Consider the following 15,453-nt stretch of genomic DNA (forward strand, 5'->3'; position numbering starts at 1 on the left):
CCGGAGGAACCGACCATGGACGAGCTCACCGAAAACCAGCGCACCGCCTTCGAGGCTGCCGCCTTCCGGCGACTGGTGGCGCACCTGCGCGAACGCAGCGACGTGCAGAACATCGACCTGATGAACCTCGCCGGGTTCTGCCGCAACTGCCTGTCCAACTGGTACCGCGAGGCGGCGAACGCGGCCGGCGTGGCGATGGACAAGGAGCAGTCGCGAAAGATCGTCTACGGCATGCCCTACGACGCCTGGCGCGCGTTGCACCAGAAGGACGCCAGCGCCGACCAGAAGGCCGCCTTTGAAATCAACCGGCCGAAGGAATAGCGGGGGTAACTTGCATAAGCCGCGAAAATCGCCGCCGCCGGCCCGATAGGCCTTGATCTCGGCCGAACTTCGCGGCAGATCACGGCATCACATTCATCATCCCCCAACGAGGAGAAGACCATGTCCGATGCTAACGGCGTCGCCCGCGATCAGCTTCGCGCCTTCATCGAGCGGATCGAACGCCTGGAAGAAGAGAAAAAGACGATCGCCGACGACATCAAGGATGTCTACGGCGAGGCCAAGGGCGTCGGCTTCGACACCAAGATCCTGCGCAAGGTGATCCAGATCCGCAAGCAGGACAAGGACGAGCGCATGGAGCAGGAAGCGATCCTGGACACCTATCTGCAGGCACTCGGCATGATCGAGCTGCCGCCGGACGCCGAGTGACACTGACCGGTCGACCGGACAGGAAAAACCCGCGTGGCAAGCCCCGCGGGTTTTCTGTTTCAGGCAACCGGCTTTCCGGCGCTCACTCGGCGGCGGAGAACTTGCGTACTTCCATGAAGTTGACGGCGCTGCCGCTGAAGCGTCCAGGATCGACGGCCTCCGCCGGCGGCTGGAAACCGGCCATGTAGACGGTCGTCGGGGCGGCACGCAGCGTCGGGCTGACAAACCGCGGCGCCTTGACCGGCTTGGACACCGTCTCGACCCGCTCCTGCGTCAGCGCCCACTGCGAGATGATCTTGTCGTTCAGCTTGGGCTCGGTACGGATGGCGCCACGCGCCGCGGCGTCGGCGTCCTGCTTCTTCGGACGTCCGCCCTTGGCCGGGATCAAGCTCGGCTGGACGTCAAACGCCGTCATTCCCTCATGGGAGCCACTGCGCGGCCGCGGCGCCAAAGCCGCCAGTTCGATCGGTTCATCCACCATTTCCTCGCTTTGCGAGGCAAGCGCCACCCGTGTTGCCGCCTCGGCCGTGAGCCCGTTCTCGGGTTCGATGTCGGCCGACGCGGCCACCCTGGCGGCAACGTTCTGGTCCGGGATCCCGACATCGGCTTCGGCAACGGCCAGAAGCGCGCCGTCATCGCCCGGACGCCAGCCGGGCACGGGGATTGCGCCGAGATCGGCGTCCTCGAGCGCGCCGGCGGAGGCCGTCAGCACCTCGTCCTCGGCCTCGCCCGGCAGCGCGCGCTTGCCGAGCAGTTCCGGCACGGGAACCTTGTAACCGCCAAGATCGGTGAATTCGGTATTCTGGGCCGGCAACGCCGCATCGAGCGCGGCCGCCGCACTGTTTGGCGCCTGCGAGACGAGCGCCAGTTCGGTCGTCGCCGGCGCAGCGTTGTCCTTGAAGGCCGGCCGAACCGCCGGCACCGGAGCGTTCAGTGCGGCAATTTCGGTCTCGGTCACGACAGGGCGCGTTTCCGGCACCGCCTCGCCCGCCTCGACGCCGGGCAACGCACCCCCGGCGGCAGAGGCCGCCACCGGCTGTTCGCTCGGCGTCTCTGCGCTGGCGATCGCAGTGGGTTCTTCATCCTCGTCGCCGCCGCCGCCAAAGAGCGCGGCCAGAAAGTTCTTCTTCTTGGCGGAGCCCTGCTCGTCCGCTGAACCGCCGCCTGCGACCTGCACCGCACTGGCGCCGACCCGGCGCTTGTAGTCGGCGACCGCCTGCTGGTAGCCCGGCAGCGGCTTGCCGTCCGACGGCAGGTGCATCGTCTTGCCGTCCGGGAACAGCGACACCAGTTCCTGGCGGCTCATGCGCGGCCATGCACGAACGCTGCCGACATCCATGTGGATGAAGGGCGAACCGGAGGTGGGATAGTAGCCGACGCCGCCGACCTGGAACTTCATGCCGATCTCGCGCAGCTTTTTCAGCTTCACGTCGGGAATGTAGAAGTCCATCGCCTTGCCGAGCATGTGCTGGCTCTTCTTGGCGACGCCCTTGGAGCGCGAACGCAGCATCGAGTTGGTGGCCGGCGAACGATAGGCCGACACGACGTGGATGTAGCCGCGCGCGCCGCTCTTCTGGTAGACCTCCCAGACGAGGTCGAAGAGCCGCGGATCCATCTTGGTCGGCTCGTTGCGGCGCCAGTCGCGCAGGAAACGGTTGAGTTGTTGCAGGCCCTTCTGATCGTAGCGCCCGTTGCGCTTGAAGGTGATCGCCGCCTTTTCATTGGTGTGGACGAAGTAGAGCTTCAGCGTGCGCGTACCCGAGGCGGCATCGGTTGCCGAAGGCACCAGGGCCGGCACCAGGAGCGATGCGGTCATGGCGGCGATGGTCAAGATCCTGGGGGCCTTGGCAAGCGCGGCTTTGCACATGGCAAGAGCGCTGGCTCCCCGGAGCGTCATCGATCCCAGAATATCTGCCAACTCGATCCCCGTCCTACGGACACAGGTTGTCCCTGATCGCTTCAGTGACGACCAATTGCGGTAACAGCATGGCAGATCCGCCACAGTCGCCAATACTCCCCAACTATAGTGAACGAACCACTAACAAGGGGTGAACGGCAACCGGCAAAACACGGCAGGCCCAAGAAATCAACTGAAATCAGGCGGCGTCCTTCAGCGGATTCTCCGGATCGATACCATAGTCCTTCAGCTTGCGATAAAGCGTGGACCTGCCGATTCCCAGTTTACGGGCCACCTGGCTCATCTGGCCATGGTAGAACTTCAGGGCAAATCGGATCAGTTCTTCTTCTATATCGGCAAGCCGGCGCACCTGGCCGCCGCGGTCGACGCTCGAGATCATGTTTTCGGCCGCGACCGGGGGTGACGGCTCGTCCGGCTCCTGCGCGCGGTTGTCGGCAACAACCGTCGGCAGTTCCTTCTGCGCGGCCTTGGCGACAGCCGGCGGCTCCGCCACGTCCCAGGACAGCGCGCCCGTTTCGGATAGCGCGCACCCCGGGATCTGTGTCGCGATCTGGGGGAAGTCGGACGCCTGCAACTCGGAGCCTTGCGCCAGGACCACGGCGCGGAAAATAGCGTTCTCCAACTGTCGGATATTGCCCGGCCAGTCGAAGGCGGTCAGAAGCGCCATCGCGGCGGCGGACAGCGTCAATGGCGTTGCCAGCTTCTGCTCCCCGGCGAAACGCTCGACGAAGGAACGCACCAGAACGGGAATGTCCTCCTTGCGCCTGCGCAGCGCCGGAATCGTGATCGGGAAGACATTGAGGCGATAGTAGAGATCCTCGCGGAAGCGGCCTTCCTTCACCTCGGTGATCAGATCCTTGTTGGTGGCGGAGATCAGCCGAACGTTGACCTTCTGCGGCGCGCGGGCGCCGACCGTCTCGATCTCGCCCTGCTGCACGGCGCGCAGCAGCTTGACCTGCACGTCCAGCGGCAGGTCGCCGATCTCGTCGAGAAAGATGGTGCCGCCGTCGGCCTCGGCGAATTTGCCGATATGGCGCTCGGTCGCGCCGGTGAACGCGCCCTTCTCGTGGCCGAACAGGATGCTCTCGACGAGGTTGTGCGGGATGGCGCCGCAGTTGACCGTCACGAACGGCCGGCCGGCACGGTCGCTCGCCCCCTGGATCGAGCGCGCGATCATTTCCTTGCCGACGCCGGATTCGCCCTCGATGACGACCGGAATGTTGGATTGCGCGGCCCGGCGGGCCAATTCGATCACACGCAGCATCTCCGGGCTGGCCGAGACGATGTCGTCGAACTGCACCGCTTCGCTCCGGCCGCGACGACCCGGGCGGGCGCGCAGGTCCCGCTGCTCGAGTTTGAGCGCGTTGTCGATCGCAATTCCGAGGCGCTCGGGCGAGACCGGCTTGACGACGAAGTCGAAGGCGCCGGCGCGCATCGCCATGACGACGGTATCGAGACCGCCCTGCCCGGTCTGCACGATCACCGGCACGGTGCTCTGGCGCTCCGCCAGGGCGGCGAGAAAGGCGGAGCCGTTCATTTCCGGCATCATCAAGTCGAGCAGGACGATGCTGATCAACCCGCCCTTGCGGTCGAGGACGTCGAGACCAACGCGGCCGTTCTCCGCCATGTGCGCGACGTGGCCGTTGCGCTCGATCATGTTCTTCAGAAGCCTGCGCTGCACCGGATCGTCATCGATGACAAGAATGTGGGCCGTCATTGGATCCTCCTTGCCGGGCTGCGCTCCGGGCGCAGTGTCGGACAACAATAATGTCCGACCTTGGCACGAAGGGTTGAACATGCCGTTTTGAGAAAAGCTTGCATTTTAGCCAACGACGACGCAAGCAAGGCGGCCAGCAACACGATCTCCACGAGGCATGCAATGACCTTCCCCAGAGTTTCGCCCGCCATCAATCATGCGACGGCACCGGCCGGCGCGAGCATCGGCGACCTCGGCAAGCTGCCGAACTGGAACCTCGGCGATCTCTATGCCGCGCCGGACGCGCCGGAGTTCCGCGCCGACATGGAAAGGGCGACGGCGGACGCGCTTTCCTTCGAAACGCGCTGGAAGGGGAAGCTCGACGAGGCGGCCGGCCGTACCGGGGACGGCGGTCTTGGCGCGGCGGTGAAGGAATTCGAGGCGCTTGAGGACCTGCTTGGCCGGCTCGGCTCGTTTGCGGGCCTGACCTATTTCTCCAACACCACCGACCCGGGCAACGGCAAGTTCTTCGGCGACGTGCAGGCCAAGATCACCGACATCTCCGCGCACCTTCTGTTTTTCCCTCTCGAAATCAACAGGATAGATGACGCAAGGCTGGCGGAGTGCCTGGAGCGCGACGCAAACGCCGCGCACTACCGGCCCTGGATCGAGGACCTGCGCAAGGACAAGCCGCACCAGCTCGACGACCGCACCGAGCAGTTGTTCCTGGAAAAATCAATGACCGGGGCCGCCGCCTGGAACCGGCTGTTCGACGAGACGATGGCCTCGTTGCGCTACACCATCGATGACGAGCAGGTGCCGCTCGAAGTCGCGCTGAACCTGCTGCAGGACGCGGACGGGGAGACCCGCCGGAAGGCCGCCGCGGCGCTCGCCAAAACCTTCGGCGAGAACATCCGCACCTTTACCCTGATCACCAACACGCTGGCCAAGGACAAGGAGATCTCCGACCGCTGGCGCGGGTTCGACGACATCGCCGACAGCCGGCACCTGGCCAACCGGGTCGAACGCGAGGTGGTGGACGCGCTGGCCGAGGCCGTGCGCGAGGCCTATCCGCGCCTGTCGCACCGCTACTACGCGATGAAGGCGAAGTGGCTCGGAATGGAACAGCTGGAGTTCTGGGACCGCAACGCACCGCTGCCGGAGACGCCCAACACGCTGATCGCCTGGAACGACGCCAGGGACACCGTGCTGTCGGCCTATCGCGCCTTCGCCCCCGAGATGGCGGCGATCGCCGGCCGCTTCTTCGACGAGCGGTGGATCGATGCACCGGTACGGCCGGGCAAGGCACCGGGCGCGTTCGCCCACCCCACCGTGCCGTCGGCCCACCCCTACGTGCTGGTCAACTACATGGGCAAGCCGCGCGACGTGATGACGCTGGCCCACGAGCTCGGGCACGGCGTCCACCAGGTCCTGGCCGGCGACCAGGGCGCGCTGATGGCCTCGACCCCGCTGACGCTCGCCGAGACCGCCTCGGTGTTTGGCGAGATGCTGACCTTCCGCAGCCTGCTCGACCAGACCAAGGACAAGCGCGAGCGCAAGGCGATGCTGGCGCAGAAGGTCGAGGACATGATCAACACGGTCGTTCGCCAGATCGCCTTCTACGAGTTCGAGCGCAAGGTGCATGCGGCCCGCAAGGAGGGCGAGCTGACGTCCGACCAGATCGGCGAACTGTGGCTTTCGGTCCAGGCCGAGAGCCTTGGCCCCGCGATCCGCATCTCGGCAGGTTACGAGACCTTCTGGGCCTACATCCCGCACTTCATCCATTCGCCCTTCTACGTCTATGCCTATGCCTTCGGCGACTGCCTGGTGAACTCGCTTTATGCCGTCTACCAGCAGGCCGAGAGCGGTTTCCAGGAGAAGTATTTCGAGATGCTCAGGGCCGGCGGCACCAAGCACCATTCCGATCTGCTGCGCCCGTTCGGCCTCGACGCGTCCGATCCGTCGTTCTGGAGCAAGGGCCTGTCGATGATCGAGGGGCTGATCGACGAGTTGGAGGCGCTTGATAGGACCGCCTGAACAGCCTGACCGCAGCAGAGAACCGCATGATGACCGACAGCCCACGCTTTGTGCTCCTGCGGGATGACCGCGAGGACCGGACGACGGTCTTCGCCGAGCCGCAGCGCATGGTCACGGTGCGCCGGCGTGTCGACTTCGAGCCGGCGTTCGAGGCGCTGCAGGCAGCGCACGAGGCGGGCAAGTGGATCGCCGGCTTCATGAGCTATGAGGCCGGCCACCTGTTCGAGACCAAGCTCGCCGGCCTTGCCGGGGACGGCCGGCCGACGCCGCTGTTGAGCTTCGGCATCTTCGATGCGCCGGCCGACGGCCATCCGCTGGCAACGCCGCGGCAGCGGGTCGAGAACGAGCCCTTCGTCACCGAACCGAGGGCCGAATGGGACCTTGAGGCCTACCGCCGGCGCTTCGACCGGCTGCACCGCCATCTGCGCGAGGGCGACTGCTACCAGGCGAATCTGACCATGCCGATCCGCGCACGGTGGAGCGGCGACCCCGTGGCCGCGTTCTGGTCGCTGATCGAGCGGCAACCGGTGAAGTACGGCGCGCTGGTCGCGCTCGAAGGGCCGATGCTGCTGTCGCGCTCGCCGGAACTGTTCTTTCGGGTCGACCGGGACGGCTGGATCGAGACGCATCCGATGAAGGGTACCGCGCCAAGGGGGCAGAGCGCGGCCGAGGACGCGGAGATCGTCGCGGCGATGCTGGCCGATCCCAAGTCGCAGGCGGAAAACCGCATGATCGTCGATCTTTTGCGCAACGACATTTCGCGCGTAAGCGAAGTCGGCACGCTCGAGGTGCCGAAACTCTTCGCGATCGAGACTTATCCGACCGTGCACCAGATGGTCAGCCACGTCCGGGCTCGGCTGGTTGCGGGCACCTCGATCCGCGACATCTTCGCCGCCCTCTTTCCCTGCGGGTCGGTCACCGGCGCGCCGAAGATCCGCGCCATGGAGATCCTGCACGATCTGGAGACCGGCCCGCGCGACGCCTATTGCGGCGCGATCGGCATGATCGCACCGGATGGCACGATGCAGTTCAACGTGGCAATCCGCACCATTTCGCTGTTTGACGACGGTGAGGCCGTGTTCAACGTCGGCGGCGGCATCGTCTTCGATTCCACCGCCGAATCGGAATACGAGGAATGCCTGCTCAAGGCACGGTTTGCCGTGGGGGACCAATGGATATCTCGTTGATCGAGACGCTGCGCTTCGAGCCCGGAACCGGCTTCATCCGGCTGGAGCGGCATCTCGCCCGGCTGGCGCGCTCGGCCGACGCGCTCGGGCTGCAAGGCGCGACGGGGGCGCGGGCAGCGTTGGCCCAAGCCGCACCGCTGGCCGGCGAAGCTGAAGCTGCTTCGCCGCTGCGCGTCCGTCTCGAACTTTTCAGGGACGGCGGGATCGAAGTAAGGACGGCGCCATTCGCGCCCCTTGCAGAAGGAACGGTGTGGACGGTGAAGGTTGCCCAAACGAGACTGCGGTCCGACGATCCGCTGCTGCGGCACAAGACCTCGCACCGCGCCGCCTACGATGCGGCAAGGGGGGAATTCGCTCCCGACGCGGCCGACGAGGTCATCCTGCTCAACGAACGTGGCGAGGTTTGCGAGGGCACGATCACCTCGGTCTTTCTCGACGACGGATCCGGCGTCCTGAAGACGCCGCCGCTTTCAGCCGGGCTGCTGGCGGGCATCTTGCGGCAGGAACTGATCGAGGCCGGGTGGGCGGCAGAACTGCCCTTGCACCTTGACGACCTGCGCGGGCATCGTCTTCTTGTCGGCAATTCGTTACGCGGCCTGATCCCTGCGAGACTTGCATGAACCTTCCGGTCTACACCCCCTATGACGGCTCCGCGCGGCTGTTTACCATCGGCCTTGGCCAGCTCGACCCCGACCGCTGGATCGAACCCGACGACGACATCGGCCGCTATCTCGCCGAAAAGGACCGGGTGCTGGAAGACCACCGCGACAATGTCTTCGCCGAGGAAGAGGGAACACGAGAAGCGCAAGAGGAAGTGCTGGAGCAGATTTGCGACTTCGTCACGCGCCGGCATCCGCATCGCTATCGGCGAGCGGGAAACGCCATCGACATTGCGGGACGCCGCGTCCGCCTCGACGAGCCCGGCCGGGCGCCGCTGTTGACCGCCGGGGCGCTTGTGCAGGACGACCTCGTCCTCATGCGGCGGCGCGAAACCGGCTGGCACCTCGTCGCCGGCTACGTTTCCTTCCCGTCCTCCTGGGCACTGCCGGACAAGTTCGGCCGGCGGATGGAAGACATCCACGCGCCGGTCCCGGGATTCGGCGACGGAACGCGCAATGCCGGGCTGATCAATCGCATGTTCGACAATCTGCAACCCGGGCGGCCGGTCTTCCGCTTCAACTGGTCGATCAATCCGGACGCCGACCTGTACTATCCGGCCTCCAAGGCGCATGGCGCCCTGCCCGCGGGGCACGAGCTGTCGCTGGAAGCAACCTATGCCCGGGTCGAGCGACAGACACTGCGGCGCCTGCCCGTCTCCGGCGACATCCTCTTCACGATCCGCATCTACAACGACCCGCTGGCCGCGGTCCGCAGCCTGCCGAACGCTGCCGTGGTCGCCGCGACCTTCGCCGACCAGCTCGCCGAACTGACGGATGCCCAGGCCGAATACAAGGGGCTCGTCGACCGGCGCGCGGAGCTGGCAAGCCAGCTCCGGGAGATCGCCGCCGGTTGACAATTGCAGCGCGAAGCCGCCTGCCCACTTTATTGTGACGGGATTCTGTGCTCTAGCGATTGTCCAATTGAACAAGCGGGCCGTGTGGGCCCTCCTTTTGCGCGTCTGCGCGCATTCCCCAGGGAGACAAGTGGAAAATGGCGGAAAAGTCCTACCCGGTTTACGGCGAGATTACAGGTCCGATCGTGATGATCGGTTTCGGCTCCATCGGCCGCGGCACGCTGCCGCTGATCGAGCGGCACTTCAAATATGACAAGGACCGCCTGATCGTCATCGAACCGCGCAAGGACGCCGCCGATGACGAGATCTTCGCCCGCCACGGCGTTCGCCACGTCACCGAGTTCGTGACGAAGGACAACTACAAGGAGCTGCTGACGCCGCTGATCAAGGACGGCGACGGACAGGCCTTCGTGGTCAACCTCTCGGTCGACACCTCCTCGCTCGACCTGATGAAGCTGACCCGCAAGCTCGGCGCGCTTTACATCGACACCGTCGTCGAACCCTGGCTCGGCTTCTATTTCGACAAGAACATGAGCAATGCGGAGCGTACCAACTACGCCCTGCGCGAGACCGTGCGCAAGGAGAAGGCAAAGAACCCGGGCGGCCCGACCGCGGTCTCGACCTGCGGCGCCAACCCCGGCATGGTCTCCTGGTTCGTCAAGGAAGCGCTCGTCAACCTCGCCAACGACCTCGGCGTCAAGCACGAGGTGCCGGCGCAGGACGACCGCGAGGGCTGGGCGAAGCTGATGAAGAAGGTCGGCGTCAAGGGCATCCACATCGCCGAGCGCGACACCCAGCGCACGAAGCGCCCGAAGCCGCTCGACACCTTCTGGAACACCTGGTCGGTCGAGGGCTTCATCTCGGAGGGTCTGCAGCCGGCCGAACTCGGCTGGGGCACCCACGAGAAGTGGATGCCGAAGAACGGCAGGAAGCACAAGAAGGGCTGCAAGGCGGCGATCTACCTTGAGCAGCCGGGAGCCAACACGCGCGTGCGCACCTGGTGCCCGACGCCGGGGCCGCAATACGGCTTTCTGGTGACGCACAACGAGTCGATCTCGATCGCCGACTTCTTCACCGTCCGCGACAAGAACGGCAAGGTCAGCTACCGCCCCACCTGCCACTACGCCTACCACCCGTCCAACGACGCCGTGCTGTCGCTGCACGAGATGTTCGGCAATGGCGGCAATGCGCAGCCGGTCCACCACGTGCTCGACGAGAACGAACTGGTTGATGGCGTGGACGAACTGGGCGTCCTGCTCTACGGCCACGACAAGAACGCCTACTGGTACGGCTCGCGGCTGTCGCTGGAGGAAACCCGCAAGATCGCCCCCTACCAGAACGCGACCGGCCTGCAGGTGACCTCGGCGGTGCTCGCCGGCATGGTCTGGGCGCTCGAGCACCCGGATGCCGGCATCGTCGAGGCCGACGAGATGGACTACCGCCGCTGCCTCGAAGTTCAGCGCCCCTATCTCGGACCGGTCGAGGGACACTATACCGACTGGACGCCGCTCGAGGGACGCCCGGGCCTTTTCCCGGAAGACCTCGACACGAAGGATCCGTGGCAGTTCAGGAACATCCTGTTCCGCTGATCCCTCCGGAAGACGATCGCGCCTGGGAACGCCCGCGCCGTGCGGGCGTTTCGCTCTGGGGCTGCTGCCGCTGCCAACCGGCGGTCCGGTCTCTTGCTTTCACCGACCGTTCACGTCATGGTCGGGCCCAGTTTTTTCAATCCCGTATTGCCAGGATCGACTACGGAGTACCTCATGAAACCTTTGATCTTTGCCTCGCTGATGGCCGCCGCCGCGACGCTTTCGTCCTGCCAATCCTATTCGCGCGCGCCTGGCCCGATGCCGGTGGCCCAGGCACCGCAGGGTGTGGAGGGATCTTGGGTGGACGCGAACGGCCTGGTGTCGACCTTCTCCGCCGGGCAGTTCGCAACGCGGACGACGGACACCAACACCACCATGGCGACGGGCACCTACGTCGCACAGCCTGGCGGCCTGATCGAGATCAGCCTGTACTCCAACATTTCGAAGACTGCCTCCAGGGCGAACTGCTCGCTCGTCACCCCGCGCCAGCTGAATTGCACCGCGGGTTCGGGTTCCCAGTTCACGCTGACCCGCCAGGGCTGAAGATCGCCGGGCAACGCCCGGACAGACTCGAGGCAGCGGCGCAGCTGTGGCGCCGCCCGTCCCGCCTCGCCCAAGTCAGGGCATGTCTGCCTGAGCGCCGAGGGCGCGCACCTCGGCTTCGCTCAGCAGCCGCGCGCTTCCCTTGGGCAGGTCGCCCAGCACCAGGTCGCCGATCGCCACCCGGATCAACCGCAGGCACTCAAAGCCGAGCACCTCCAGAATCCGCCTGATCTGGCGGTTCTTGCCCTCGTCCAGCGCCACCTCCAGCCAGCTGTTCCTCTCGCCTGCCCGCAGCACCCGGACGGCCGACGCGCTCAGCGTTTCGCCGTCGTGCACGACGCCGGACAGCATGCGCCGCAGGTCGTCCTCTGTCGGCGCGCCGCGAATCTGGACGTGATAGAGCTTGCCGAGGTGACTTGACGGATCGAGCAGGCGCTGCGCGAAGGCCGTATCGTTGGTGAACAGCAACAGGCCCTCGCTCGCCTTGTCGAGACGACCGACGGGGGAGACGAATGGCAGGTCGAGGTCCTTCAGGCAGTCGAAGACGGTGGCGCGGCCTTCCGGGTCCGTACGGGTCGTCACCAGACCGCGCGGCTTGTTGAGCGCCAGGTAGACCTTTTCGCTGGCCTGCAACGGCTTGCCGTCGAGTTCGATCCGGTCCCGCTTCGGGTCAACCCAGACCGAGGCGTCGACCACCTTGTGTCCGTTGACCCGGACGCGCCCCGCGGCGATGAAGGCCTCCGCCTGGGTGCGCGAGCATACGCCGAGCTTCGAGAAGGCCCGCGGCAGGGTCACGTTTCCGGTAGTTCGAGGGCTCTTGCCGCGCAATTTCAGAGGCTCCAGTTGCGCCGGCGCGCGCCGGCCGCGCCGCGGCGATGCCCGGCCGCAGCTCGGAGGCTGCACCTATCAGGATTTGCCGCATCCGTCCATCGCCCGTCGCGGCGCGAGCCTGCGCCACCGTTCAGCCGTCATGGTAAGCCGTTCGCTCAGCTATGTTTTCCTCTTGAAGTTCGGAGCCGGCAGTGAAAGCATCGCCGCCAGCGGGAACACGATGGCGCCCGTCCGTGTGGGGCAGAGAAGCGTCCGTTCCGCCTGACCAGGAGAACCGTTCATGAATTCAGTTCGCATCGGCCTGTTGGCCGCCTCCCTGATCGCGCTCTCCGGAGAGACCGCCTTCGCAGACTATGAGCTCGACATCCTGCACATCAACGACCTTCACTCGCGCATCGAGCCGATCAACCGGTTCGATTCCACCTGCTCGGCGGAAGAAGAAGCCAAGAACGAATGCTTCGGCGGCGTCGCCCGCCTGAAGGCCGCAATCGATGCGCAGCGTCAGGCGCTGACGGGCAAGAACGTACTGCTGCTGAACGCCGGCGACAATTTCCAGGGCTCGCTGTTCTACACGACCTACAAGGGCGCCGCCGAGGCCGAATTCCTCAACCTCATGAAGTTCGATGCGATGACGGTCGGCAACCACGAGTTCGACGACAGCGACGACGGCCTCGCCACCTTCCTCGACAAGGTGCAGTTCCCCGTCGTCACCGCCAACGTCGCCGCCGGGGCCGCCTCGCCGATCGGTGATCGCATCAAGCCGTTCGTCGTTCTCGATCTCGGCGGGCAGAAGATCGGCATCATCGGTGCGGTGACGAACGATACCGACGAGATCTCCTCGCCGGGTCCGAACGTTTTGATCGGCAACGACGTCGCCGACATCGCCAATGCGATCGCGGAGGTGAAGAAACAGGGCGTCGACAAGATCATCGCGCTGACCCATGTCGGCTATCCGCGCGATCTGGCCGCTATCGCCAGGATCCCCGACGTCGACGTCGTTGTCGGCGGCCACTCGCACAGCCTGCTCTCCAACACCGATGAGAAGGCCGAAGGCCCCTACCCGACCATGGTCGACAATCCCGGCGGCTACAAGGTACCCGTGGTCCAGGCGGCGGCCTACTCGAAGTATCTCGGCAATCTCAGGGTCGTGTTCGACGACGCCGGCGTGGTCAAGGAAGCCAAGGGCGACCCGATTCTGATCGACGCCAGCTTCGCGCCCGACGAAGCGGTCGGAGCCCGCGTCCGGGAGCTTGCCGGCCCGATCGAGGAACTCAAAGGGAAAATCGTGGCCGAGACCGAGGCCCCGATCGACGGCTCGCGCGAAAGCTGCCGCGCCGGCGAATGCGAGATGGGCGTGCTCGTCGCCGACGCGCTGGTGGAGCGCACGAAGGGTCAGGGCGTGACGGCGGCGATCACCAATGGCGGCGGCTTGCGCGCCTCGATCGACGGCGGCCCGGTCTCGATGGGCGAAATCCTGACGGTTCTGCCGTTCCAGAACACCGTCTCGACCTTCCAGATCAAGGGTGCCGACATTGTCGTCGCGCTCGAAAACGGGCTGAGCCAGATCGAGGAAGGCGCAGGCCGCTTCCCGCAGGTGTCCGGCATGAAATTTTCCTACGACACGTCCAGCCCGGCCGGCAGTCGCGTCGTCGCGGTCGAGATGAAGGAAGGCGATGCCTTCGTGCCGCTCGACCCGGAAAAGACCTACACGCTTGCTTCCAACAACTACATGCGCGCCGGCGGCGACGGCTATGCCGTCCTGGCCACGGCGGCAACGAACGCATACGACTACGGCCCGACGCTCGATCAGGTTGTCGCCGACTATCTCGTGGCCCACCGGCCCTACAAGCCCTATACCGACGGACGGATCTCCGCCGTCACCGCAGCCGCTCCCGAGACAGCGCCGGCGACCGCCACCGGGCCAGCCGCCACCGGGCCCTCGGATCAGCCGACGACCGGTGGGATGACGACCCACGTCGTCGCCCGCGGCGACACGCTTTGGGACATCGCCAGAAAGGCCTATGGCGAGGGCCGGCTATGGCGGAAAATTTCCAAGGCGAACGGAGATCCAAAACCGCGCGCGCTCGTAATCGGAACCGAGCTTGCGGTGCCGGCGGAATAAAGGACAATTTGTCTCCACATTTTGCGCCGGCCCGGGCTTTCCCGGGCCGGCTTTTCTTTTTAGAACGGTTTTAGGGAGCGAACCCGGGCGATCATCGCCGCCAGAACGAAAGCGCACACAGGACCGCAAATGCAAACCGCCGCCGCCAAACCCGTCGACCACCCGCTTGTCAAGCATGGCAAGGTCGGCGTTCTGCTCGTCAATCTCGGAACGCCCGACGGCACTGACTTCACCTCGATGCGCCGCTACCTGAAGGAGTTCCTCACCGACAAGCGCGTGATCGAGTGGTCGAAGATCGCCTGGTACCCGATCCTGTTCGGCATCGTGCTCAACACGCGCCCAGGCAAGGTCGGTAAGGCCTATGAGCAGATCTGGAACAAGGACAAGGACGAGAGCTACCTGCGCACCTATACGCGCAGCCAGGCCGAGCTTTTGGCACAGTCCTTTGCGGGCCATCCGCAGGTTGTCGTCGACTGGGCGATGCGCTACGGCCAGCCGTCGATCGCCTCGCGCATGGACCACCTGCAGAAGCAGGGATGCGAACGCATCCTTCTCTTCCCGCTCTACCCGCAATATGCGGCCGCCACCACGGCCACGGTCAACGACAAGGCGTTCGAGGCTCTTTTGAAGATGCGTTGGCAGCCGGCCCTGCGCACCGTTCCGCCCTACCATGACGACCCGGCCTACATCGAGGCTCTCGCGACCTCGATCATCAGGCACATTGCCGGGCTCGACTGGGAGCCGGAGGTGGTGCTGACCTCGTTCCACGGCATTCCCAAGTCCTACTTCGACAAGGGCGATCCCTATTACTGCCAGTGCCAGAAGACCGCTCGGCTGCTGCGTGAACGACTGGGCTGGCCGAAGGAAAAGCTGCAGGTCACCTTCCAGTCCCGCTTTGGCCCGGAAGAGTGGCTGCAGCCCTATACCGACAAGACGGTGGAGAAGCTGGCGCAGGACGGCGTCAGGCGCATCGCCGTGATCAACCCCGGTTTCGTCTCGGACTGCCTGGAGACGCTGGAGGAAATCGCCGGCGAGGCGGCCGAGAGCTTCCATCACAACGGCGGCGAGAAGTTCACCCACATTCCCTGCCTGAACGACAGCCCGGAAGGAATGGCGGTCCTCGAGCACGTGGTTCGCCGCGAACTCGGCGGCTGGATCTGATCCTCACAGCCGCGGAGCGAACGCCGCGCTGCACCGGGGGAACCCCGGCTGCGACAAAAGGGCTGGCCTTGCCCCGCGGATTGCGTAGAGTGGCGCCGTAACACGTTGAATATGCGTGCGATCCCACGGGATGGCCCGCGAACAGAGG

Annotated in this window: 13 protein-coding genes; 10 read left to right on the forward strand and 3 right to left on the reverse strand. The window is 65.4% G+C overall.

Annotation, left to right across the window (positions count from 1 at the left end; all coding sequences use genetic code 11):
• Positions 1-15 precede the first annotated feature (15 nt).
• Entirely contained in the window at positions 16-321 is a 306-nt protein-coding gene (locus ACXAGF_RS15440; RefSeq protein WP_475018269.1) for a DUF1244 domain-containing protein, read from the forward strand.
• A 120-nt stretch (positions 322-441) separates the two neighbouring features.
• Entirely contained in the window at positions 442-708 is a 267-nt protein-coding gene (locus ACXAGF_RS15445) for a DUF2312 domain-containing protein (RefSeq protein WP_108003462.1), read from the forward strand.
• An 82-nt stretch (positions 709-790) separates the two neighbouring features.
• On the opposite strand, the gene mepK is transcribed toward ACXAGF_RS15445, so the two are convergent.
• Positions 791-2,605 carry a peptidoglycan L,D-endopeptidase MepK gene (gene mepK / locus ACXAGF_RS15450; protein WP_475019311.1) on the reverse strand — a complete coding sequence of 605 codons (1,815 nt, stop codon included), beginning with the start codon at positions 2,603-2,605 and terminating at the stop codon, positions 791-793.
• A gap of 199 nt (positions 2,606-2,804) precedes the next feature.
• Positions 2,805-4,343 (reverse strand): sigma-54-dependent transcriptional regulator, encoded by a 1,539-nt coding sequence (locus tag ACXAGF_RS15455; RefSeq protein WP_475018270.1) that lies wholly within the window; start codon positions 4,341-4,343, stop codon positions 2,805-2,807.
• A 162-nt stretch (positions 4,344-4,505) separates the two neighbouring features.
• Here ACXAGF_RS15455 and ACXAGF_RS15460 point away from each other — a divergent pair, with 162 nt between their 5' ends.
• The 6 genes from ACXAGF_RS15460 (at position 4,506) to omp10 (ending at position 11,191) form a co-directional block, all read left to right on the forward strand.
• Positions 4,506-6,359: a M3 family oligoendopeptidase gene (locus tag ACXAGF_RS15460; RefSeq protein ID WP_475018271.1), complete on the forward strand. Its 1,854-nt coding sequence runs from the start codon at positions 4,506-4,508 to the stop codon at positions 6,357-6,359.
• A gap of 29 nt (positions 6,360-6,388) precedes the next feature.
• The gene (locus tag ACXAGF_RS15465) at positions 6,389-7,546 is read left to right on the forward strand and encodes an aminodeoxychorismate synthase component I (protein ID WP_475019312.1); all 1,158 of its coding nucleotides are present in this window, start codon (positions 6,389-6,391) and stop codon (positions 7,544-7,546) included.
• Complete coding sequence (locus ACXAGF_RS15470; RefSeq protein ID WP_475018272.1) at positions 7,531-8,166, forward strand: aminotransferase class IV family protein; 636 nt, start codon at positions 7,531-7,533, stop codon at positions 8,164-8,166. The genes ACXAGF_RS15465 and ACXAGF_RS15470 overlap by 16 nt, the downstream gene beginning before the upstream one ends.
• A complete protein-coding gene (locus ACXAGF_RS15475; RefSeq protein ID WP_475018273.1) occupies positions 8,163-9,059 on the forward strand; it encodes a heme-dependent oxidative N-demethylase family protein in 897 nt (298 codons plus the stop codon). The genes ACXAGF_RS15470 and ACXAGF_RS15475 overlap by 4 nt, the downstream gene beginning before the upstream one ends.
• Before the next feature lie 137 nt (positions 9,060-9,196).
• On the forward strand, positions 9,197-10,648 hold the full coding sequence (locus ACXAGF_RS15480; protein ID WP_475018274.1) for a homospermidine synthase: 1,452 nt from the start codon (positions 9,197-9,199) through the stop codon (positions 10,646-10,648).
• Between the two features lie 174 nt (positions 10,649-10,822).
• The gene (gene omp10, locus ACXAGF_RS15485) at positions 10,823-11,191 is read left to right on the forward strand and encodes an outer membrane lipoprotein Omp10 (RefSeq protein ID WP_475018275.1); all 369 of its coding nucleotides are present in this window, start codon (positions 10,823-10,825) and stop codon (positions 11,189-11,191) included.
• A 75-nt stretch (positions 11,192-11,266) separates the two neighbouring features.
• Here omp10 and ACXAGF_RS15490 read toward each other — a convergent pair whose 3' ends face one another.
• Positions 11,267-12,034 (reverse strand): pseudouridine synthase, encoded by a 768-nt coding sequence (locus tag ACXAGF_RS15490; RefSeq protein ID WP_475019313.1) that lies wholly within the window; start codon positions 12,032-12,034, stop codon positions 11,267-11,269.
• Positions 12,035-12,302: 268 nt separating this feature from the next.
• On the opposite strand from ACXAGF_RS15490, the gene ACXAGF_RS15495 reads away from it, so the two are divergent.
• The gene (locus tag ACXAGF_RS15495; protein WP_475018276.1) at positions 12,303-14,144 is read left to right on the forward strand and encodes a 5'-nucleotidase C-terminal domain-containing protein; all 1,842 of its coding nucleotides are present in this window, start codon (positions 12,303-12,305) and stop codon (positions 14,142-14,144) included.
• Positions 14,145-14,273: 129 nt separating this feature from the next.
• Positions 14,274-15,305: a ferrochelatase gene (hemH, locus tag ACXAGF_RS15500; protein WP_475018277.1), complete on the forward strand. Its 1,032-nt coding sequence runs from the start codon at positions 14,274-14,276 to the stop codon at positions 15,303-15,305.
• Positions 15,306-15,453 lie beyond the last annotated feature (148 nt).

This window comes from Mycoplana sp. ABR4_002 (assembly GCF_056159645.1).